This window comes from Dysgonomonas sp. ZJ279 (assembly GCF_011039205.1).
In the GTDB taxonomy this organism is placed as follows: Bacteria; Bacteroidota; Bacteroidia; order Bacteroidales; family Dysgonomonadaceae; genus Dysgonomonas.
Genome location: NZ_JAAKEL010000032.1, coordinates 1 through 21,852, shown reverse-complemented (window position 1 = coordinate 21,852; position 21,852 = coordinate 1). Strand labels below are relative to the sequence as shown.

Here is a 21,852-nt window from a genome sequence, read left to right as displayed (position 1 = left end):
GAGTTAAAGAAACTAAAAAAATGTTACAACCTGATGAAGAATAAATATCTTTAGCCAATCTCATCCGAGACACTTAGTGGTATACTTTTCAATTACTAAGTGGACTACTTTTCAATTATATTATACACCCGAAGATGTGGAAAAGATTCTTCCTTTGGTCGAAGAGAGACGTAAACAAGCGGCTTATAAAGGAAAGGAGCTATAGTTATGAAAGAAGAATATAAAATCTATCATAATTTTCCCAGCGTATGGCTGGGAGCGTGGGAGAGTGTAAACGGCAATCCTGATATGTATATCTTTCAGGGATATGGTGGCAATTGTTATCTGCTTATCTACAGTTACGATAAGGAATCGGAGCGAGGTAGCTTTTCGTGCTATGACATAAACTTGGATAAAGATGGCTGGTATATCCAAATGGGAATAAGATGTAGTCGATTGACACCCGAAGAATCTCCTTTTGGCTTGCGTATTGCCGGCTGGGGGAGCTATATGAAGTGCTAGCTAAAACAGAGTATAAATCAATAAAAAAAACAAAGTTATGAGTAACCAATTAATTACACCGGAGAACAATGAACGTGTAAAATCATTTTTTCTTTCATTGGATCACTTGGCTTCACTAATGGAGCGATTCTTCCCTGTCCGAAAACGCACACTGCACGGAGAGAGTTTTTACACGGATGAAGAGTTGTCGAAGAAGTTGAAAATCAGTCGCAGGAGCTTGCAGGACTACCGCAACGAGGGGCGTATTCCTTATATCAAGCTGGGCGGTAAAATTTTGTATCGTTCGTCAGATATTGAAAAATTATTGGAAGATGGGTATAAGGAGAGTTTCAGAAAGTAGCTGTTCCACCAGACCACCCATGATTATTTTTTCCTTTTTTCGACTGATAAGCATCCTAAAACAGCAAGGGAATAAATTAGGCAAGACTATTTTGGTAAATACTCTTTTGAGGTACGAGAAAGGAAGATTTGGCAAAATACTTCGTTTAGTCTTGGTGTTTTATTCCCTGCTTTTATATTTGTGTTCAGATGAAATAAGGGGGATAAAAACACAAAAAATGGCAGGCATTGGTTTGGATAGCCTGCCGTGGGGAATAAAATAAATAGGTTAATTACACATCAAAAGAATCTATACTTTCATCCTGAATCTCTTGCAATCTATTATGATTTAAGGATTCCATGAAATACTCAAACGAACTTCTTAGACTTTGCATCTCACTAGGTAAATGATACATATCTTTTACGTGTCTTAGTGCTAGAAAATACAAAAATCCTTTAAAGAATTTTTCCATTCTGTTTGAGAAACGTCCAAAGGCATAGCAAAACTCCATAACCCTCCACATCTGTTCGTCTGACTTTGTATTTAAATGAGTTTGAAAAAATTTGTGAGCTAATATATTTCTTAACCTTGCGTATTCATCAAGTTCATCAGCGATTACCAATTTAGGATTTAATTTCAGGAATCTAAAAATCTGCCCAAGTGTCTTTTTTCTTAATTTCTTTGACTTCTCGGAACTGTTTGTGAAATCTTCGGTCATAATGCCATAGATTTGTCCATGTTCCTCTAATAATTCGAGAAGTTGTCCTGCTACAAATTCAACACGCTGTGCAGATATAAGTGCTGCTCCTATTTTTGAGTAAACAATATCTTCTTTTGTTAGTATAATATCAGGCTTTTCCATTGTGCTAAAATTATCAGACAACTTAATGAGTTTCATATAGTCAACAAAATTACCAAATATTTGGGATATAATGCAATTCAAAATACAGATAACCCTAATTAAGTGAGATACGATTCCAATCTTGCCACACAAAAACGCATATACCCGAATCCCCTGCTTTTTCTCTTCTGAGCAACCGCTTCCGAAATATCTCCGCCTTAGCCGACTGCACTCGAAAGGCAACAGCAATAATCATCTCCAAGCCGTAATAATCGGGATAGATTTTTGAACCCTCGCAAGTACAACCCCCCGAATAGTCTCCACCCATAACGCCAGATTTCTCAATATCCCGAATAAGCCTTTTTGCCCTTTGATAGTAGATACCAAACAAGTCGGCGATTTCGGCAATGCTCATTTTTGTTTCACCCGGAACGGTTACTGTTCCATTATCTGATATTATGATTTTTCTATTTTCCATAATTGTTTGGTTTTAATTGCACTGTTTTGCATTGATTTGCTTCATTTTCATTTTCTGCATAATCCGATAGTCTATATTTTTGACCCATACGCCTACTTAGTTTTTTCATATCCTCATTAAGCTTCTGTCGTGTAAGTTTGGCATAAATTTGAGTCGTCTTTATACATTTATGCCCCATCATCTGACTGACGGTTTCCATCGGAACTCCTTGTGAGAGCGTGATAAGGGTTCCAAAATTATGACGGCTTTGATGGTAGGTAATCGGTTTCTCTATGCCGCACAACTTGGCAATTTTCTTCAGATTAACATTCATACAGGAAAGGTTTATCATATTGAAAATCGTGTTGCCTTTTCGCTCCGATTTATATTTCTCCATGATTTGCAGGGGAATGTCCAGCAACGGTATATTACATTGGCTACCTGTCTTTTGTCGTTTTATCTTTATCCAAAAGCTGCCGTTCTGCTCCTTATGGATATGCTCCTCCGATAGATTACACATATCCGCATACGATAAACCTGTGAAGGTCGCAAAGATGAACATATCTCGTGTGTGGCATACACTTTTGGAAGCTATCGAAATATTTATGAATTTGTCCAGTTCTTCCTGTGTCATGTGCCTGCGTTTACGAGGTGGTTGTTCGGGAATGTAGCTGGCAAAAGGATTTTTGTGTAATATCCCTTGACTGATCGCTCTGCGAATTATCTTTCGTAGAATGATGGTATAGGAAGACACCGTATGTGCTGTAAATCCCTGTTCGATACGCATAAAAGAATCGAACTTTTCGATAAAGGATAATTCCAATTGCCTCATCGGGATATCCTCCACATTGTAGTGAGTGCGTAAGAAGTTCTCAGTTTGGTTATATACCGAGATATAGTTGCGCATAGTTTCTGCCGAGCGGGTAACACCTACCTGTTTGGCATATTCATCGTTATGTTCCCGAAAGAGTTCCAATAAATTTTCTTTCTTCCGTCCGATACCACCTATGGCATTTTTGACCAGTTCAGCCGTGATATAGCCTTGTTCGTCAAGTATCTGTTTGTAATAACGGTGGATCTTCTCGCTTAACTGTTTTATCTGAAAATTTGCTTCTGCTGCATGACGGCTTCTGCCTGTCAAGCGATAGGTTTTAGCATCCCAAAGGGATGGATCAACATCTATTCCTGCCGAGAACTGTGCGATTTCGGCATTGATGGATATTCTGCCCATCAGCGGACACATTCCGTTTTTCTTTATCTTCTGCCGATTGATATAGAACAAAACGGCAAAAGTGCTGTAAGCGGTACTTTTCGGATGATTCTTATTGCTTTTCGTTGTATCCATTTCTCTTTCCTCCACAAATTAGAATGCAACATCTGTTGAATTAGCTTTCTCAAAATCATATCTGCCCGACAAGCGTTTGTTTAACAAAATCATATCGTCTCCGATTTTCTCATTGCTGACTTGTGCATAGATTCGGGTAGCTCGCCAGTCGCTGTGTCCGAGCAATTCGCCTACTGTTTCGAGTGGAACTCCCTGTGAGAGAGTTACTACCGAAGCATAGCAGTGACGTGCCATGTGGAAGGTAATTCGCTTATTTATACCGCATTCTATAGCAATTCGTTTCAGGTAAATATTGGTTTTACTGCAACTAATCATGGGAAACAGTTTGCCTTCTTTTGCTATTCCTTTATATTTTTCGATTAGTTGTAAAGGAATTTCCAGCAGTGGGATATGGCAGGGTGTGCCTGTCTTTTTTCTTTTTAGGTGTACCCATTTTACACCATCTTCGGCTGTGGAAAGATTCTTCGCTGTTAAATTACGCATATCGCTGAATGCGATGCCAGTAAACGAGGAAAATAGAAACATATCCCGAATGAAATTCAGATTCGGGCGGGAGAGTTTTGCTTTTATCAAGGTTTGTAATTCATCCGAAGTCAATGACTTGGGAATAGGGTCTTCCGTAATATACTTGTAGTCAATAAACGGGTCGGAGCGAACCAATCCGTTGTTTATCGCTATCTTGATGATTCTGCGTAGATGAACGATTGTATTGATTATTGTTCCGCAAGCAAGACCGAGTTCGATCCGTAGGTAATAGTCATAATCGGCAACGAATGAAGGTGTCAACGATTGAAATGGTATGTCGGAAATATTGTATTTCTTTCGCATAAAACGTTTCAGATGACCAAGGGAGGTCAGAAAACGCTTGTAAGTTCCTTCTGCACGATTTACACCTACATTTTGTAAAAATTTATCATTCTGTATCTCAAAGTATTTGACAAGGGTATCTTGCTCGGAGGCGATACCTTGAAAAGCATTTTTGACTTCTAAAGCTGAGACATGGTTTTTCTTTAGCGAAAGTTCTCGATAGGCAGAATGGATGGCAACACAGATTTTGTTCAGGGATGCGTTGACAGAAAGGGCAGTTTTGCTTTTTCCGATTGCTCTGCCCGATTTAATATCCCAAAGGGATACTGGAACATAAACTTTGGCACTGAACTGTACCATTGATTTTCCGATGCGGATACGTCCCAAAAGGGGAGTTGTTCCGTCGGCTTTCTCCTCACCTCGTTTGAGGTAGAAACTTACTTTTACTTCTTGCATAATTAACTCTTTTACAGGTTACAAAATTAACTGTTATAGAGCTAATCAACGTTACGCAAACTATTGTGAACTAGTGAATAAAGAACTGATTTTGAGTGCGAAACCAACATAACATAGTTTTGTTTGTCGGAATCGTTCCAAATCGTTTTCTGTTAGAGGAAAATCCGTTATTTGAATGGGTTGCCACAGTTTAAAACAGGTAACGTATTCGTAACGGAAAGCTTTCCTAAATACACAATATCTTGCTTTTTTACTGCTTGCAGCGGAGAGAAGAATAATGAAGTTATCGCCAATGGATTAGATACTTACGCCGTTTTTCCGTTTCTTGCTTTTTGGGTGCTGAGTTTAGAAACGAGCGATTCTCGTCTTTTTACGTCATTTTTCACAACAAAGAACGACTCACGACTACAAAGATAATACTTTTATTTGGAATAATCGTAGATACATGAAAGTTCCGTAACCAAAAGAAATAACGGATAGGTCTGCCCATTTTTCTTTAACGAATGAAAGGTTGAAACTTTTTTCATCCTGAATTCATGTGAGTTTAATTTCATCAGTAATTGCTTTACAGAAAACCCACTATGAGGCACCTTTTCATAAACATGAAAAGATGAATTTTCCGCATAGAATTCTCCAATAATTAATAATCCATTCTTTTTCAATAATGAACAGCAAAGTTTAAATGTAGATTCAATATCTTGCATGTGATGTAATGATAGAAAAAATAAAATAAAATAACATCAAACTTATACTGTTATACAACTGATTAATAAACTAAATAACAAGAATCTGAACAATTTAAAATCTTGTATTACCTAAATGCACTACAGGTTTCTGTAAGGTAACTCTTTGTCTTAACCCCTCGTTTTGCTACTAATAGATGTGGCAATATCTCATTTTCAATAGTATCTTTTACAAGTACTTTGTACATAGGAAGCGTTATTGATTTGTTGCTTAGCGATTACAAAATTAACGCTTCCGTATTTTCTTATATAATTGCTAAAAAGTAAAGACCACTTCTATTTTAAAATACAAACATTGGAAATAAGTTTTGGTATCCAACAAGATATTACCGTATTGAAAAATTATTGTATATGCGAATCTGTATTTGAAACTACAAGATTCTATTTTGTTTTAAAATGTTAATTGTGAATAGATTAAATAAAAAATATTTTGGTAATATACTAAAAAAACAGTTTAAAATAAAAACCTTCATTATTTTAACTGGTTCTTATAATTAACACCTAATCAATAGATTATTGAATTAACCATTTAAACTTAACACCAACTTAATATTTATTTGGTTAATTACAAAAGATTTTTTTTCACATTTGCGATGTCTATTAATAGTAAAAGAAATTTTAATTTTTGTCAATCTAGTTTTTACTAAAATGAAAATAATATAATTTCTCAAACTTTCAAATGATACTAATCGAGGCAAACAGAACAAAAACTAAAAGAATTTAATGCAATAGTTAATTCAGCAAGTCTATATAAGCTTGAAATAAGTGCCGTAAATCATACTGTTCTATTGGATTACACATTTATCTTTTAACTAAAAAAACATTCTATTTTAAAATATAATTAACTATAAGCAGAATGAGATATTTTTTCAAAAAAATACAAATGTATAGTTCCAAAAGAAGGATTTTAGCAGTCTCTGTTATTTTGTCGATATTTTTAGCCAATTATTTATATAACTATACTTCTCAAGACAATTTAAATGAGAAATTATTTGAGACCCAAAAATATCTTAATTTCCCAAAAAGTATTGATTTAAATGATACAAACTTTAGCGATTTCTATTTTTTAGATACTATATTGAAGAATAAACAAATTATTTTGCTTGGAGAACAAACTCATATGGATGGAAGCACTTTTCAAGCAAAGGGAAGACTTATTCGTTACCTCCACGAAAAAATGGGATTTGATGTTGTTTTATACGAAGCTAGTTTATACGACATGTGGTGCATGAACAAATCTATAAACCAGAATGTTAGCTCAAATAATGTGTATTTCTCACCTTCTGTAGGTCTATATAAATTTTGGTGGGATAATACAGCATGTTACGATTTGTGGACTTATTATAATTCGATTCTTAAATCATCCAATCCAATATCTCTTGGTGGCTTTGATATACAGCTGACAGGAAGTCTGGAACCTAAGGATCGTTCCATAATGTTAGAAAGTTATCTAGAAAGGAAACAAATAAAACTATCTCAATATAAGGGGCTTAATTCTGTGAAAGAAAAACTGTCGAAGTCTTATCTATGGGAGTATAAACATTTTTCATATTCTCAATATGATTCCGTTCAAAATGATCTAAATTTAATATTGGAAAAACTCAACACCAATAATACGACTATTGAAGACGAAATATATCGACGTTATTTATTGGGTATAAAGCAGTATAATGAGCTAATGTGGGAATATAATGTTGGAGACATTTCGCGGATGAATATGCGAGATTCTTTAATGGCAGACAATCTTATATGGATGGTTGATAGTGTTTATAAAGATAAAAAAATAATAGTATGGTCTGCAAACCTTCATTTATTCTTCGATTACAAACAAAATTCTCAGGATTTGGGTTCAGAGAATTTCACTCCGATGGGTAAATATCTAAAAGAAAAATATAAAGAAAAGTCGTATATGATGGCATTCACCTCTTATGCGAATATAAATCCAGAAGGAAGTAATTTATATAATATTGCGAGTAATAAATCGCTTGAATACTTGTTGCATATTTTAGGTCATGAATATGCTTATCTTAATATCTGTGATATAGGTTCAACTTCTTTCTTGAGAATAAATAATAGTTCGACAATAAACCAAAAAATGAATATGGCAATGAATTGGTCGCAAATGATTGATGGGTTATTTTATATTGAAAAAATGAAGTTAATTAAATAGAGAATGATGAATAATATACTTGAATTAAGGCAGCTCTCATTTGGATACAGGCAACAAAAAATATTAGATAATCTTACTTTAGGAATTCCAAAAGGTAGTATTTATGGATATTTAGGCAAGAATGGATCTGGAAAAACGACAACGATGAAACTTATATTAGGCATACTTGATGCTCCACCTAATACTGTTTATTTTTATGGACAAGAATTTAAAAAGAATAGAGAAAAAATATTAAAAAAGGTCGGAAACTTGGTAGAGTCTCCTTGTTATTATGAAAATCTTACAGGTTTGGAAAATTTAGCATATTTAGATATTATATATAAATGTGGAATTAAGCAAATCGAAAAAGTACTAAACCTTGTTGGTTTAACCGGCGATCGAAACAAGAAAGTAAAAAAATACTCTACAGGCATGAAGCAACGTTTGGGTATTGCAATGGCATTATTTCACGATCCAGACTTTCTAATCTTAGATGAACCATTAAATGGCCTTGATCCGGAAGGAATTCATGAAGTGAGAGAGTTGATGATAAAACTCAAAGGTGAAGGTAAGACTATTTTATTTTCGAGCCATATTTTAGCAGAGATTGAAAAGACATGTACACATATTAGCCTTTTGGATAAAGGAAATCTCCTTTATCAAGGAGATATTAAAAAACTGCTATGTTGTGTTGAGCGAAAGATATTCATAAAGACAAATAAAGCCCAATACGCACATTTAATATGTAACGCACATTCTATAGTATCATTTATTCTTTCAGATGAAGAGTTATTAGTAAAATTAGAAAGTGATATAGATCATAATCGTTTGATCCAGCTTTTTGTATCTAACAAAATTGATATATATTCAGTAGAATTGAAGGAAAATAATTTAGAATCTGTTTTTTTACATTTAACTTCAAATTAATTGTTATGAAAATATTATCCATACTACAAGCTGAACATTTTAAAATAAAGCGTGATAAAGGGTTATTTTTAGTATTGCTATTTCCGATTACTATTACTGTCGGGGTAAGTTTGTATATTGCCTATAATTATTTCAACAACCTCGGTAATGAAACTTTTGCTTATAATCCTTGGACTCTTCTATTAGGTAGATATATATTTTTATTTTATTCATTCTTTTACCCTTTAATTATAGCTGTATTCTGTCACTCGTTCTGTGATATGGAGTATAAGAATAATAGTCTGAAACAATTATTTACTCTTCCTATAAAAAAGAGAACTATTTTTCTAGCAAAAATTGTATTAATCCTTGAAGTTGTTTTTTTCTCAGTTTCCTTTGCATATTTAGCATTTATGGTTTCTGGTTACTCACTAAGTTTCTTTTTTCCAAGATACTGCTTTCAAGATTATGATATAAGAATTCTTGCTGGAGTGTTTTTCTTAAAGCTTTTCTTAAGCGTAATTACGATTTCAATAATTCAATATTTATTCAGCATGCTCTTCAAGAGTTTTGTTCTGCCTATTGCTATTTGTTGCTTAGGAATTACTTTTTCTTTATTAGCTAATGGTTGGGAATATGTACATTTTATCCCTTATTCTTCTATTCTTCAATCATATAATGATTTCACTTTTGGTGCAATGGCAATATCATTAAATCAAGGTGTATATATCAACATTAGCTATTCGATTATTTTTGGTCTTTTATCTTTTAAATACTTTGTTAAGATGAAAATATAGAAAAAACAGTAAACCTCAGCTGTTAATAATTTGAGGAATAATTAAATTTTCGGATTATGAAAAAGTTAAAAAAGTTAACTCTAAACAAGAGTATCGTTGCTAATTTAGGTAATGATGAGTTAAACCAACTAAAAGGAGGTGGATTTACATCTGGTTGCACCGATGGTTGTACAACATCTGTCATTGGTCAGTCATATTGGAACTGTACGAACACAAATTGTACAAATGACTGCTATGGTTCGGGAGTGAATACTCTTTAACTCTGAATTAAGAGTGTTACATCATCCTTAGAGTAACACTCTTAAATACAAAACTCTTATTTGGCATATATTCTGAATAAACAATAAAATGAATTCATGAAAGACATAAATGAAAACACAGAAAAAATTGAGGTATTAACATTAGCATTATCCATAAAGAAAGAACTTCTGATGAAAGGAAATCAAACAACATCCAAAGGATTAATGGGTGGAAGAGCTGGCGAACTGTTATTTTTTCTTCTTTATTATGAAATAGTCAAAGAATCTGGAATACCTCAATATATAATATCCGAACTCAATCGTATTATTGTAAATTATGATTATGAGAAGGAAGGCTATTCTTTTGCTTATGGTTTGTCTGGTATTGGTTGGACTATAGATATAATGAAAAAGAATGATATAATTGAAACAGGTAGCAATGAAATTCTGGTAGATTTAGATCAGGTTATATTTAATGACTCAATGAAAGATTTATTGTCAGGTAACTATGATTATTTGGCGGGAGGTTTAGGTGCAGCTATTTACTTTATCAATAAAGACATTATACCTGAGGCATATATTAAACATTATATTGAAGCGATTGATGCCATAAAGAGAAGTAACAACAATGACTCATATTTCATATATCAATCAGAACTAGTTAATTCCTGTAACTTTGGATTATCTCATGGTATTCCTAGTATTATATCATTTTTAATCAAAGCGTTCAGAAAAAAAATTGAACCCCAATTGTGTCTTTATTTAATAAAGGGGTTAGCAAAGTTTATGCTTGAAAATTTGCAAGATGTGCAGACCAATAAAACATATTTTTCATATTCCACAGAGAGAACTGGTCCCTCTCGGCTTGCATGGTGTTATGGTGATTTAAGTTCAGCCTATATTTTACTTGAAGCATCTTACATATTAAAAGACAGAAATATGGGAACTATCTCTAATAACATATTGACTCACTCAGCCAGAAGAACTGATCTAGTTTCCAACTTAGTCTTGGATGCCGGAGTGTGTCATGGTTCTGCAGGGATTGCCCATATATTTAATAAACTATACAAGAAAACAAACAATAAACAGTTCTTGGATACTTCTCTCTATTGGTACCGAAAAACTTTAGAAATGAATATTCATAAAGATGGAATTGCTGGATACAAATTTCATCTTATAGACACAGCGGTCCCGCTAAGAGGTTTTTTAACGGGGATATCTGGTATTGGGGTTTCTATAATTTCAGATTTTTTTGATTCAAATATTTCTTGGGATGAATGTCTACTTTTAATTTAAAATATTTATAAAATAATGTATAAAGCATTTAATAATTTCATTCTACGTACTCCATTATTCCCTTTCAATCTTTTAGGTAATAATCAAAATATAAGTGATCAGATATCTTCTTCTAACTTCAAGGAATCAATCTATATAGGGTCGCCTGTCTTATATAAAGAACTTTCTAAATACTTACAGGATCAATCCACCTATAAGAACGATAGAAAGCACTTGTTTAGTGGATTATATAGATATATTAGCCGTATGTCAACAAGAAGTACTCCTTTTGGATTATTTGCCGGTTGTACAGTTGGTGTAATAGCTGAAGAGACAGATATTATATTGGAAGATTCTATCAATAGAAAAACTCGCTTAGATATGTACTATCTGTGTACATTATATGATATTTTAGTAAAGAAACCTGGCATCAAAGAAAAAATAGCATACTATCCCAATACAAGCTTATACCCAGTTAATAAAAAATATCGTTATGTAGAGTGGCAATACATTGAATCAAGAAAAAAGTATCATATTACAGAAATTGAACAAACTAGTTACTTAAAGAAAATATTAAAAATAGCATCGAAAGGAGCTGATATAAATATTTTAGTAAATTCTTTGATTAACAATGAAATATCCGAAAAGGAAGCTATTGGTTTTATAAATGAATTAATTGATTCTCAAATTATAGTTGCAGAACTAAGCCAGTCTGTAACAGGAGATGATTTTTTTAGTTGTATAATCAAATTATTAGAAAGAATAGATTATCAAGATCCATTATTACCAAAATTAAAGGATATTCAAAATATGCTGATTACATTAGATCTTAATAAGCATGACGTTGATTTATATGAGAAAATCATAATGAAGATAGTTGAAATTGGGGTTCCATATGAGGAAAATTTTTTATTTCAAGTAGATATGATTAGAAATGCTTCAGTTGTTAATCTTGGTTTTGAAATTATAGATGAATTGAAGTCAGTCATGTGTTTTTTGAATAAGATAACACCATCTGGAAAGAATGAATTATTGAACCAATTTCAAGAGGATTTCTATAATCGTTACGAAAGTAGAGAAGTTCCACTTATGGAGGTTTTAGATACTGAAATGGGAATAGGGTATCCCTCTAAAAAAAACAATGGAGATATTTCTCCGCTTGTCGATGATTTGTACTTACCCCACAATATAGAGCAAAATGGTGGTAGCTTAACTCCAATTCAGTCTGTTTTGTTAAAAAAAACAATAAAATGCTTATCCCAAAATGAAGAAGAGATTATTCTTACAGATGAAGATGTAGAAAATATCAACATAAGTTGGAGCGATTTACCTTCAACGTTATATACTATGTTTGAGATTATCCGAACTAAGCCAAGTGGACCTTTAATCAGATTAGTATCCTGTGGAGGTAGTTCTGGTGCAAATCTTCTAGCCCGTTTTGCCCATACAGATAGTGAAATTGCAGAATTAGTACAAAATATTACATCAAAAGAACAAGAATTAATGCCCGATATTGTCCTAGCAGAGATAGTACATTTACCAGAAGCCAGAACAGGGAACATCCTTTCTCGTCCACATTTACGAAAATATGAATTATTATATATATCACATTCAGATCTACCACATGATCGAATATTATATTTATCGGATTTAACACTTTCCATTAAACAAGGCAGATTAATGATTCGCTCTAAGAAGTTGAATAAAGAGATCCTTCCTCGATTAACAACTGCCCATAATTATCATAATAGCAATATGCCAGTTTATCGATTTCTATGTGATATGCAGAATCAAACAGGACGAAACTCTTTATATTTTAGTTGGGGGCAGTTAGAAAAGGAGCTACAGTTTCGACCAAGAGTAAAATATAAAAATACAATACTCTCTTTAGCTACTTGGGTAGTAAGGGTAAGAGAGATAGAACATCTCTTTGTAATAAAAGAAGATGAAAAGATAATTTCAGAAATTAGTATTTGGAGAAAAATAAGATCTCTACCCCAGTATGTATTAATGCCTGATGGTGATAATAAATTATTGGTAGATTGGGAGAATCCGTTGAGCATACATGCCCTTTTTTCTTTAATAAAAAAAAGAGAAATAGTAATATTTACGGAGTTTCTGTTTGAAAAGGAGAATGCTATAGTTAAAAATCAAAATGGTGTATATTTAAATGAATGTATTGTAGCCTTCTATAAAAAGTAAAAGAATGACATCAATTCAGCGAACATTCACATTGGGGAACAAATGGGTTTATATAAAACTATACACTGGGATTAAGACTGCCGAAGATATATTAATTCAAGATATTTGTTTTATTATAAATAGACTTCAAAGAAAACATCTTATTGGAAAATGGTTCTTCATACGTTATGCAGACCCTGATTTTCATTTAAGAATCCGAATTTGGGTGAAAAATGAATTCCATATTAGAGAAGTAATTAATCTATTTCAGATACGATTAGGTTCTTATATCGAAAATAATTTAATATGGAAAGTCCAATTAGATACATATAATCGAGAATTGGAGCGATATGGTAATATATTAATGGAAGAATCGGAATCAATTTTCTATCTAGATAGTGTGTGCATATTATCTATCATTAAAATCTTAAATAACAACAGTAATGAAGATTACCGTTGGATGATAGCTTTGAAAATGATCGATTGCTTTTTATCTGACTTCTCATTGAATAATGAAAGTAAATTATCTATCATTAGTGATTTAAACAACTCATTTAAGACTGAGTTTGGATTTAACGAATATAACTCGAAACAGTTTAACTTAAAATTCAGAAGCAATAAAAATATTATTGAAGGAGTATTAAGAAATACAATAACAGATGAAAATTTTCTGAAGCTCAATATTCCTATAAAGAAAAGATCAAAAGAATTAGCTCCTGTAATTAAGCAGTTAAACATAAAATTGGAAAGAAATAAAATAGATATCCCTGTTAGTTCATTATTATCTAGCTATATACATATGACAATTAACAGGCTCTTCAGATCAAAGAATCGCTTACATGAATTAATTTTATACGACTTTATGTATAGATATTATACAAGCGAAATAGCAAGAAACAAATACAAAAATATACATAATACCAACTAATAAATGAAACTTTTTCCCAACTATACGCAATTAGATGCTGTGGATTGCGGTCCTACGTGTCTGCGGATGATAGCTAAATACTATGGACGGAATTATAGTATCCAAAACCTTCGGGAAAAGGCTTTTATTACTCATGAAGGTGTATCCATGCTCGGAATAAGCGATGCTGCCGAAAGTATAGGATTTCATACCAATGGCGTTAAGATAACTTTTGAGCAATTGGTTCAGGAAGCTTTGCTTCCTTGTATTCTTCATTGGAATCAAGACCACTTTGTAATTTGTTACGGGATAAAAAAGAAAAAAAAAGGCACTTATGAAGTGAAAATATCCGATCCGGCAGGAGAAAAGTATACCTTAAGCCAAGAGCAGTTTCTCAGATGTTGGGTTAGTAGCAGAGTGGAAGACGAAGATATGGGAACTGCTTTACTCCTCAAACCTACTCCCGATTTCTATACATCGGATGTAGAAGACAACGAATCCAAAAAGAGTTTAAGGTATTTTTTTCGTTATCTTAGACCATACCGATCGCAGCTTATACAATTAGTTATAGGTTTGTTTATAGGTAGTCTTTTGGCTTTGATATTTCCGTTCCTTACACAGGCCGTTGTTGATCAGGGGATAGGAAATAGTAACCTTAATTTTATAACCTTGATTCTTATCGCCCAGTTGGTATTATTTGTAACACAACTTACAGTCGAATTTATCCGCAACTGGATAACGCTTCATGTTAATACCCGAATTAGTATAGCTCTTATTTCCGATTTCTTATCCAAACTGATGAAGTTACCCTTGCGTTTCTTCGATTCGAAAAACATCGGAGATATTATACAACGTATTGACGATAACGAACGTATCAAATCATTTCTGACAGGATCGACTTTAACAACGCTGTTTTCATTTGCCAATTTTATAATTTTCGCCATTATTCTGGCTTACTATAACCTGACTATTCTTGGCGTATTCGTTCTCGGAAATACTCTATATATATTATGGATATTACTGTTTCTCAAATATCGCCGTAAATTAGATATGAGCCGGTTCACACAAGCCTCCGCCGTACAGAGCAATCTGGTACAGATTGTAACCGGCATGCAGGAAATCAAACTCAATAATTGCGAAAAACAGGAACGCTGGAAGTGGGAGTGTATACAGGTAAAACTTTTTAAAATAAGTATCAAAGGATTGGCATTAGGTCAGTATCAACAACTGGGATCAGTATTTTTTAGCCAGACAACTTCTTTGTTTATATCGTTTATTGCCGCAAGGGCTGTTATCGAAGGAGATATAACACTTGGTATGATGATGTCGATTAGTTATATTCTAGGGCAGTTATCAGGACCCATCGGGCAAGTCATCGGTTTTGTGCAGGCAGCTCAAGATGCCAAAATCAGTTTAGAGCGATTGAATGAAATACACAGCAAAGAAGATGAAGAACAAACTATAGGCCCTAAGGTTAATGAGATACCTTCTTCTAAAACTTTACGTGTTGAGGATATCTATTTTAGTTACGATGGGGCCGATAGGGACTATGTGCTGGATGGAATTAATTTAGTAATTAACGAAAATAAGATAACAGCTATAGTAGGAGCCAGCGGAAGCGGCAAAACGACTCTCGTAAAACTATTACTCGCTTTTTATAAACCGAATAAAGGAGAAATAAAAGTCGATAATATTTCCATTGATGACATCAACCCACATCTATGGCGTCAAAAATCAGGAGCGGTTATGCAGGATGGCTTTATATTCTCCGATACAATAGCCAACAATATAGCTGTAGGAGAAGATATTGTCGATAAAAAGCGACTTTTGGAAGCTGTTAAGATTGCCAATATAAAGGAGTTTATAGAATCGCTTCCCTTAAAATACAATACCAAAATCGGAATGGAAGGTAATGGAGTCAGTCAGGGGCAAAGACAACGTCTTCTGATAGCCCGTGCCGTATATAAGAATCCCGATTTTCTATTTTTTGATGAAGCAACCAATGCTTTGGATGCCAATAACGAAAGGCAAATATTAGATAATCTTACCGAATTTTATAAAGGGAAAACAGTAATTATAGTAGCACATCGTTTAAGTACGGTTCAGCATGCCCATAACATTGTAGTGATGGATAAAGGAAAGATTATTGAAGAGGGAACACACAAAGAATTAACCGCAAAAAAAGGTACCTATTATACCTTAGTTAAGAATCAACTAGAATTGGGTTCCTAATAATTATGTATATGCTAGAAGAAGATAAAGAAATAGAGCTAAGAAGTGAAGAGTTTCAGGAGGTATTAGGTAGTGTCCCCTCTTGGATATTACGCAGGGGTATAACTGCAATAGCTTCTATTGTTGTGATTATTCTCATAGGCAGTGCTTTATTCAAATATCCTGATACCATTGTGACTTCTATGGTTCTTACAGGAACAACTCCTCAGGCGGCGATAGTAGCTAAAACTTCGGGTAGCTTGAAAGAATTAAACATAACAGACGAGCAAACTGTAAAAACAGGAGATTATTTAGCAATTATAGAAAATCCGGCAAAAACAGAAGATATATTAAAACTTAAGGACTATTTATCTCGCTTAAACATCAATATTGACAGTGTAATAACACCTATACCTCCCAAAGATATGAATCTGGGCAGTATGCAACCTTTATATTCTTCCTTTTATATTAATTTATTTGATTATCAGGAATTTAATCGTTTAGATTATTATATTCAGAAGATTGATTTCATGCGGGAACGTATAGTTAAGTATCAGGAGTATTATACGCAATTGCTTCATCAAAAGCAGATTGTTGACGAACAGATGAAACTTTCGAGGAGTCAGTTTTCGAGAGATTCAATACTGAATAAAAGAGGAGTTATTTCTCAGGAAGATATGGAAGTAACCAAGAATAAGTACTTACAAGGATATTTATCCCTTGAAAACATGAATGGTACTTTGCAGAATACCGAAATAGAAATTGCACGAATGCAAGAAAGCCTGTTGGATATCGAATATCAGTATATCGAAAGAAAGAATACACTCGAGTCGCAGCTAAAAACACATATGGGTCAGTTATTGACTGAAATCCAGACATGGGAACAGAATTATGTATTTGTGGCCCCCATTGACGGAAAAGTTACTTTTACCAATTATTGGACTGAAAATCAAAATGTAACAACCGGTGCAAATGTTTTTAATATCATTCCTGAAAAAGCAGGGCAATTAATAGGCAAAGCTTCCATGGGGATGAGTCGTTCGGGAAAGGTAAAAGTGGGTCAGAAAGTGAATATACGTTTTGCCAGTTTTCCTGATAATGAGTTTGGTATGGTCGGAGGATTGGTCAAGAACATATCGGTTGTTCCTTCTCAAAATAGTGAAAATAAGAATAATTACATAATTGAAATAGACTTGCCCAACGGACTCAAAACCTCCTATAAAAAGGAACTACCTTATCTACCCGAAATGGAAGCCCAAGCTGATATAATAATTGAAGATATGTCTTTATTGGAGCGTTTCTTTTTACCAATTAAGAAAGCTATAATAGAAAGTTTATGATAAAGGAAAGACAAGATGATTTATCTCGCATAGTAAGACATTTAGTGCTTCATGGAAGTTTTATGGATAATCTTGGGCTATTAAATGGAAAAATAGGGTTAGCTATTTTCTTTTTCCATTATGCCCAATATGCGAATAAAAAATTATATGATGATTTTGCAGGTGAGCTAATAGATCAAATATATGATGAAATTCACAAACATTATCCCTACAATTTTATCGACGGTTTATGCGGAATAGTCTGGGGGATAGAATATCTCATCCAGAAAAAATTTGTTGAGGCAGATGCTGATCAAATATTAATAGATATTGATTATCAAATATTGGAGCATGACGTTAGGCGTATTAAAGATAAATCACTAGAAACAGGCCTGGAAGGAATTGCTCGCTATGTAATCAGCCGTACTTGTAATCGAAACCATAACAATAAAATTATACCCACAGATTATATCTATGATTTGATTAATGCTCTCAAAAATGATGAACCCAAGAGTACTATAATAAATTATCTAGTTCAGAATCTCTATGATATTATAGATAAAAAGAATATAAATAATAATAACATTGTGTATGAATATGTGAAAAATACAAAGTATAAAAAAGAAACATTATTTGATTCAAAAAGACCATTAGGCATCATTAATAATGGCTTTGCGGGAATTGGGATTAAAATGATTCAAGAAGCATGAAAAAAAAAATATATATATTTAATGAAATGAGTAGAGCTGCTAAATATGGAATTGGTACATATACGGAGCAGCTAATTAAATGTTTGAAGATAATAAATGTTGAGTTTAGCATTATTCAAATTTTATCTGAAAATGAAGAGGTCTCTATAATTGAAAAGGATGGGTATGAAGAGATTTTAATACCAGCTATTTATTATTTTGATAAAAAGGGTTCCGAATATTATTCAAAAAGTATAGCTTATTTGCTAGCTGAGTTTATTCCGAAAGAGAAGAATACACAATATATTTTTCATCTGAATTTTATGACAAAGCCTGATTTAGTAATCAATTTGAGGAAAATATTCAAATGTAAAATAATTTTAGTAGCCCATTATACGAATTGGAGTTTCTCTTTATTAGGTGATTATGAAAAATTGAAGAAAATTTTATTGAAGAAAAAATCTCAATTAACAAAAATTGAAGAAAAAATTTCAAAAGGAGTAAAAGCTGATATCAAGATGATTAATAAGTCTGACTGGTTCGTTTGTGTAGCAAAACACACTTTAAATTCGTTCATTAATATCGGTAATATAGACATTTCTAAAACATCTTTAATTAATAATGCATTGAAAGATTCCTATACTGACATAAATCAGAAGCAGAAAAGAGAGATAAGGAGAAAATATTGTATTTCAGATGATTTACAAATTATCATATTTGTTGGCAGGCTAGACGAGGTAAAGGGTATATCATATTTAATAAAAGCATTTAAAAAGGTATTAAAAACAGACTCTAAAATACACCTCATTATTGTTGGAGAAGGCAATTTTAATCAATATTTGGCGGAAGCTAAAAATTGTTGGACAAAAATTACGTTTACAGGTAGATTAAATAAAAAACAATTATACGAGTTTTATAATATGTCAAATATTGGAATTGTTAGCTCGATACATGAAGAATTTGGATTTGTTGCCGTTGAGATGATGATGCATAAGTTACCTATTATCGTGTCAAATACAGGTGGACTATCTGAAATTATTGAAGATAATATATCAGGATTAAAAGTTCCAATTAAAACAATTAAAGGTAAACGTACTATCAATGTAAGCGTTTTGGCTGAAAAAATTACGACATTATTAAAGAATCAAAATTATGCTCAAGAACTAGGCTTGAATGCAAGACAAAGGTTTTTGGAAAAATATGAGCTATCTGTTTTTAAAGATAAGATGCTAAATTTATATCAAAATATTTAGAGTCTCTTTAAGAGCCTGTTTAAACTTTTCTTGCCCTATAATTATAACTATTTTTCTGTAAAAATTGGAAATTGATTTGGCGATAATAATGGTCTATTTGGGCTAAAAGCAAATTTTAATTTTATAAAAAAATCTTAATTTGTGGCGAAAACAGATTTAAAATATATTGTAATGAAATTTTTGTGAAAAATTTAAATAGCCCCTATATTCTAGTATATTAACACGATATGTTTTTAATTGAATATAAACTCTATTATAAATATTTCATAATTACGAAAATAATATGATTCTCTCTATATATAGTTTTATTTTTAAGTAATAAATTTTCTAAATATAAATATCATGGTAATATATCAGATTTTACTTCCTCTTAAAATAGGCGATAGACAAAGTATAAGCATTAAAGGTTCCGCTAAACCACAAGTTAATTATATTGAACATAGTATAAGTATTAATAATAATAGTAAATTGCGTATAGATCAGAATTATCACAAAAATAAGTATGACTTTGAACTTTCTGAAGACGAAATTCTTAACTTCTTGACTCATCGAAATGCATGGGGTTATTTTTTAGATAAAGATATAGCATGGTGCCTTGTAGTAGAAAGTAATGTTGATCTGAATATTTCTTATGATTTGTTAATCGAAACAATTAATGATTTAGAGAATGATTGGGATTTATTTTTTCCTTATGACCCGATAGAGATTCAAAAAAAGATTGCAAACAAAAAAAATGGTAAAAATTTACTAAATATTAATTCGCAAGAGTTTTATAAATTTCACCCCTACTTTATGAATTTTAAGTGGGGAAATTCGATCTATGCTATTAGTAAAAAAGGAGCGGAGAAGTTATTTAGCATAAATACAATAGAACAACGTCTAGATGATACAATACTTTCTCTAGTATCTGATGAGAGATTAAACATTTATCAAGATAATGTTGATTGGTTTGATTTTTCACAGATAAATAACTATGATTGGACTGAAAGATGTGAATTGATTCTTAAAAAAGTATCGAAAACCTCATCTTGGAATAGTGCCTCTCTAAATAAAGCTAGGGATATTCTTAAAGTCATGAGTGATATAGGAGTTAATAAAGAAATCGACTTAATATTGCAAGGTGGATCGCATTTAGGGTACATAAGACATGGTGGTATAATGCCTTGGGATGATGATATTGATATTGGTGTTGAAGAAAGAAATGTGGAACTTTTCTTTTCAGAATTGTGCAAAAACGATCAATATGCCTATGGCGAGTTTCTTGAACTTAGAACATCAAAAATGTACTATAAGATTTGGAGAAAAGATGGAGAATATATTGATGGATATGATTATACATTTCCTTTTATAGATCTTTGGGTTTACAATATTAAAAATTCAGACATTGTTTTTAGAAACGGTATTATTTGCCCTAACTCAGCTGAAAATAGTTTTCTTGATGTGGAATTTGAAAACTGCCTTTTTAAGATACCATTCAATTCATTCGAAGTTCTTGATTCTAGATACAGTGATTGGAGAAATTTTATCCATGTATATATGTGGAGTCATCGTTTAGAGAGGAAAGTACGTTATTTTATCTGTATTCCTATTGAAGTGGATAGCAATGGCAGATCGAAATTTCCGTTGACATTCTATAATGTCTAATATCTTATTAATTATGCGAATCAGTATTTAAATTTCATTTCATATTCTGTTCAACGTAATTTTAATCATCTTCAATGCCACCATGATATATAATGTATTGTTTTAATAATCAAATAATTATTTATTTTTACTATATGATTCAAGCTAAGAAAAAGCACTTTCCACTATCCAACGTTTGGGTAGAACTTCAAATTTATTTGAATCTTTTCTCATTGTAACTTCCAGAATCCATCCAAAAGGGGGCGTTTGACATTATCCGCTAATTTTCCTCTATACTCAGCATCCTCTATTATTTTGATTAATTCTGGGAAACAATACCTTAGTGCATCTATTACTTTAAAAGCAACCTTAGAATCGTCATGAATGGCAGCATACACAATGACTACTAATAGTAAATCGATCAAATCAACCACAATATAACGCTTTCTGCCTTTTACATTTTTTCCTCCATCAATTCTTTTCAATCCCAACGCTTTGGATTGTTTTATGTGATCGTGAATCTATTATTGCTAATGATGGAGATTCTTGTTTGCTCTCTCGGTTGCTGAGTTTACCTCTTAAAACTTCATGAACTTCTTCAATAGTACCGTCATCATTCTATTTTGGGTAATAATAGTTCAATTCCCATTAAAGATATTTTTTGAGTAAGATGTTGTATAATATAATTGAAAAGTAGTCCACTAAAATAATTGAAAAGTATACCACCGGTTAAGTAAAATCCGCTAGAGCTTCTAATAAAGCCCTGCATTTTACTAACAAATATTAACATTATAAATTCCTTTGTGTATGAAACACTAACACAGAGGGTAAAAT

At 32.4% G+C, this 21,852-nt stretch carries 21 protein-coding genes and 1 pseudogene; 14 read left to right on the top strand and 8 right to left on the bottom strand.

Annotated features, from left to right (window positions below; genetic code table 11):
• Nucleotides 1-207: 207 nt before the first annotated feature.
• Entirely contained in the window at nucleotides 208-501 is a 294-nt protein-coding gene (locus G7Y57_RS17060) for a DUF3876 domain-containing protein (protein ID WP_165027000.1), read from the top strand.
• 37 nt (nucleotides 502-538) lie between these two features.
• Nucleotides 539-841 (top strand): helix-turn-helix domain-containing protein, encoded by a 303-nt coding sequence (locus tag G7Y57_RS17055; protein ID WP_165026997.1) that lies wholly within the window; start codon nucleotides 539-541, stop codon nucleotides 839-841.
• A 271-nt stretch (nucleotides 842-1,112) separates the two neighbouring features.
• Here G7Y57_RS17055 and G7Y57_RS17050 read toward each other — a convergent pair whose 3' ends face one another.
• From G7Y57_RS17050 to G7Y57_RS18090, 6 genes and pseudogenes are all read right to left on the bottom strand, one after another.
• Entirely contained in the window at nucleotides 1,113-1,682 is a 570-nt protein-coding gene (locus G7Y57_RS17050; protein ID WP_165026995.1) for a hypothetical protein, read from the bottom strand.
• Between the two features lie 94 nt (nucleotides 1,683-1,776).
• Nucleotides 1,777-2,139: a virulence RhuM family protein gene (locus G7Y57_RS17045; protein WP_165026992.1), complete on the bottom strand. Its 363-nt coding sequence runs from the start codon at nucleotides 2,137-2,139 to the stop codon at nucleotides 1,777-1,779.
• Entirely contained in the window at nucleotides 2,129-3,463 is a 1,335-nt protein-coding gene (locus G7Y57_RS17040) for a site-specific integrase (RefSeq protein ID WP_165026989.1), read from the bottom strand. Before G7Y57_RS17040 ends, G7Y57_RS17045 begins: the two co-directional genes overlap by 11 nt.
• 18 nt (nucleotides 3,464-3,481) lie before the next feature.
• Nucleotides 3,482-4,726 (bottom strand): site-specific integrase, encoded by a 1,245-nt coding sequence (locus G7Y57_RS17035; protein WP_165026986.1) that lies wholly within the window; start codon nucleotides 4,724-4,726, stop codon nucleotides 3,482-3,484.
• A gap of 422 nt (nucleotides 4,727-5,148) precedes the next feature.
• Nucleotides 5,149-5,430 (bottom strand): hypothetical protein, encoded by a 282-nt coding sequence (locus G7Y57_RS17030; RefSeq protein WP_165026983.1) that lies wholly within the window; start codon nucleotides 5,428-5,430, stop codon nucleotides 5,149-5,151.
• A gap of 116 nt (nucleotides 5,431-5,546) precedes the next feature.
• Nucleotides 5,547-5,657: pseudogene (locus G7Y57_RS18090) on the bottom strand (IS5/IS1182 family transposase); the annotation flags it as partial.
• 911 nt (nucleotides 5,658-6,568) lie between these two features.
• Here G7Y57_RS18090 and G7Y57_RS17025 point away from each other — a divergent pair.
• The 12 genes from G7Y57_RS17025 (at nucleotide 6,569) to G7Y57_RS16970 (ending at nucleotide 21,039) form a co-directional block, all read left to right on the top strand.
• Nucleotides 6,569-7,639 carry an erythromycin esterase family protein gene (locus G7Y57_RS17025; protein ID WP_165026981.1) on the top strand — a complete coding sequence of 357 codons (1,071 nt, stop codon included), beginning with the start codon at nucleotides 6,569-6,571 and terminating at the stop codon, nucleotides 7,637-7,639.
• A 3-nt stretch (nucleotides 7,640-7,642) separates the two neighbouring features.
• Nucleotides 7,643-8,545, top strand: coding sequence for an ABC transporter ATP-binding protein (locus G7Y57_RS17020; RefSeq protein WP_255491498.1), 903 nt, complete (start codon nucleotides 7,643-7,645; stop codon nucleotides 8,543-8,545).
• Nucleotides 8,546-8,550: 5 nt separating this feature from the next.
• A complete protein-coding gene (locus G7Y57_RS17015) occupies nucleotides 8,551-9,321 on the top strand; it encodes an ABC transporter permease (RefSeq protein ID WP_165026978.1) in 771 nt (256 codons plus the stop codon).
• 56 nt (nucleotides 9,322-9,377) lie between these two features.
• Nucleotides 9,378-9,581, top strand: a complete 204-nt coding sequence (locus tag G7Y57_RS17010) for a TIGR04149 family rSAM-modified RiPP (protein ID WP_165026976.1) — start codon at nucleotides 9,378-9,380, stop codon at nucleotides 9,579-9,581.
• 96 nt (nucleotides 9,582-9,677) lie between these two features.
• On the top strand, nucleotides 9,678-10,856 hold the full coding sequence (locus tag G7Y57_RS17005) for a lanthionine synthetase LanC family protein (RefSeq protein ID WP_165026973.1): 1,179 nt from the start codon (nucleotides 9,678-9,680) through the stop codon (nucleotides 10,854-10,856).
• Between the two features lie 15 nt (nucleotides 10,857-10,871).
• Entirely contained in the window at nucleotides 10,872-13,037 is a 2,166-nt protein-coding gene (locus G7Y57_RS17000) for a lantibiotic dehydratase family protein (protein ID WP_165026969.1), read from the top strand.
• A gap of 4 nt (nucleotides 13,038-13,041) precedes the next feature.
• A complete protein-coding gene (locus G7Y57_RS16995) occupies nucleotides 13,042-13,944 on the top strand; it encodes a thiopeptide-type bacteriocin biosynthesis protein (RefSeq protein ID WP_165026966.1) in 903 nt (300 codons plus the stop codon).
• A 3-nt stretch (nucleotides 13,945-13,947) separates the two neighbouring features.
• Nucleotides 13,948-16,155, top strand: coding sequence for a peptidase domain-containing ABC transporter (locus G7Y57_RS16990; protein WP_165026964.1), 2,208 nt, complete (start codon nucleotides 13,948-13,950; stop codon nucleotides 16,153-16,155).
• An 11-nt stretch (nucleotides 16,156-16,166) separates the two neighbouring features.
• Nucleotides 16,167-17,474: an HlyD family secretion protein gene (locus G7Y57_RS16985; RefSeq protein ID WP_165026961.1), complete on the top strand. Its 1,308-nt coding sequence runs from the start codon at nucleotides 16,167-16,169 to the stop codon at nucleotides 17,472-17,474.
• Complete coding sequence (locus G7Y57_RS16980; protein WP_165026959.1) at nucleotides 17,471-18,163, top strand: hypothetical protein; 693 nt, start codon at nucleotides 17,471-17,473, stop codon at nucleotides 18,161-18,163. Before G7Y57_RS16985 ends, G7Y57_RS16980 begins: the two co-directional genes overlap by 4 nt.
• Nucleotides 18,160-19,395 carry a TIGR04157 family glycosyltransferase gene (locus G7Y57_RS16975; RefSeq protein WP_165026957.1) on the top strand — a complete coding sequence of 412 codons (1,236 nt, stop codon included), beginning with the start codon at nucleotides 18,160-18,162 and terminating at the stop codon, nucleotides 19,393-19,395. Before G7Y57_RS16980 ends, G7Y57_RS16975 begins: the two co-directional genes overlap by 4 nt.
• A 342-nt stretch (nucleotides 19,396-19,737) precedes the next feature.
• Nucleotides 19,738-21,039, top strand: a complete 1,302-nt coding sequence (locus tag G7Y57_RS16970; RefSeq protein ID WP_165026955.1) for a LicD family protein — start codon at nucleotides 19,738-19,740, stop codon at nucleotides 21,037-21,039.
• A gap of 209 nt (nucleotides 21,040-21,248) precedes the next feature.
• Here the strand turns inward: G7Y57_RS16970 and G7Y57_RS16965 are convergent, their stop codons facing one another.
• Both G7Y57_RS16965 and G7Y57_RS17910 read right to left on the bottom strand, forming a co-directional pair.
• Entirely contained in the window at nucleotides 21,249-21,503 is a 255-nt protein-coding gene (locus G7Y57_RS16965; RefSeq protein WP_165026953.1) for a hypothetical protein, read from the bottom strand.
• A 128-nt stretch (nucleotides 21,504-21,631) separates the two neighbouring features.
• The coding region (locus G7Y57_RS17910; RefSeq protein WP_221412148.1) for a hypothetical protein at nucleotides 21,632-21,852 on the bottom strand (221 nt) is incomplete at its 5' end.

Bases quoted from the DNA above. Each gene is read 5' to 3' on its own strand.
- G7Y57_RS16970 (WP_165026955.1), top strand. From the start codon at position 19,738: ATGGTAATATATCAGATTTTACTTCCTCTTAAAATAGGCGATAGACAA.
- G7Y57_RS17060 (WP_165027000.1), top strand. From the start codon at position 208: ATGAAAGAAGAATATAAAATCTATCATAATTTTCCCAGCGTATGGCTG.
- G7Y57_RS16995 (WP_165026966.1), top strand. From the start codon at position 13,042: ATGACATCAATTCAGCGAACATTCACATTGGGGAACAAATGGGTTTAT.
- G7Y57_RS17010 (WP_165026976.1), top strand. From the start codon at position 9,378: ATGAAAAAGTTAAAAAAGTTAACTCTAAACAAGAGTATCGTTGCTAAT.
- G7Y57_RS16980 (WP_165026959.1), top strand. From the start codon at position 17,471: ATGATAAAGGAAAGACAAGATGATTTATCTCGCATAGTAAGACATTTA.
- G7Y57_RS17035 (WP_165026986.1), bottom strand. From the start codon at position 4,726: ATGCAAGAAGTAAAAGTAAGTTTCTACCTCAAACGAGGTGAGGAGAAA.
- G7Y57_RS17030 (WP_165026983.1), bottom strand. From the start codon at position 5,430: ATGCAAGATATTGAATCTACATTTAAACTTTGCTGTTCATTATTGAAA.
- G7Y57_RS16990 (WP_165026964.1), top strand. From the start codon at position 13,948: ATGAAACTTTTTCCCAACTATACGCAATTAGATGCTGTGGATTGCGGT.
- G7Y57_RS17045 (WP_165026992.1), bottom strand. From the start codon at position 2,139: ATGGAAAATAGAAAAATCATAATATCAGATAATGGAACAGTAACCGTT.
- G7Y57_RS17015 (WP_165026978.1), top strand. From the start codon at position 8,551: ATGAAAATATTATCCATACTACAAGCTGAACATTTTAAAATAAAGCGT.
- G7Y57_RS17040 (WP_165026989.1), bottom strand. From the start codon at position 3,463: ATGGATACAACGAAAAGCAATAAGAATCATCCGAAAAGTACCGCTTAC.
- G7Y57_RS16985 (WP_165026961.1), top strand. From the start codon at position 16,167: ATGCTAGAAGAAGATAAAGAAATAGAGCTAAGAAGTGAAGAGTTTCAG.
- G7Y57_RS17050 (WP_165026995.1), bottom strand. From the start codon at position 1,682: ATGGAAAAGCCTGATATTATACTAACAAAAGAAGATATTGTTTACTCA.
- G7Y57_RS17000 (WP_165026969.1), top strand. From the start codon at position 10,872: ATGTATAAAGCATTTAATAATTTCATTCTACGTACTCCATTATTCCCT.
- G7Y57_RS17005 (WP_165026973.1), top strand. From the start codon at position 9,678: ATGAAAGACATAAATGAAAACACAGAAAAAATTGAGGTATTAACATTA.
- G7Y57_RS17055 (WP_165026997.1), top strand. From the start codon at position 539: ATGAGTAACCAATTAATTACACCGGAGAACAATGAACGTGTAAAATCA.
- G7Y57_RS17020 (WP_255491498.1), top strand. From the start codon at position 7,643: ATGATGAATAATATACTTGAATTAAGGCAGCTCTCATTTGGATACAGG.
- G7Y57_RS16975 (WP_165026957.1), top strand. From the start codon at position 18,160: ATGAAAAAAAAAATATATATATTTAATGAAATGAGTAGAGCTGCTAAA.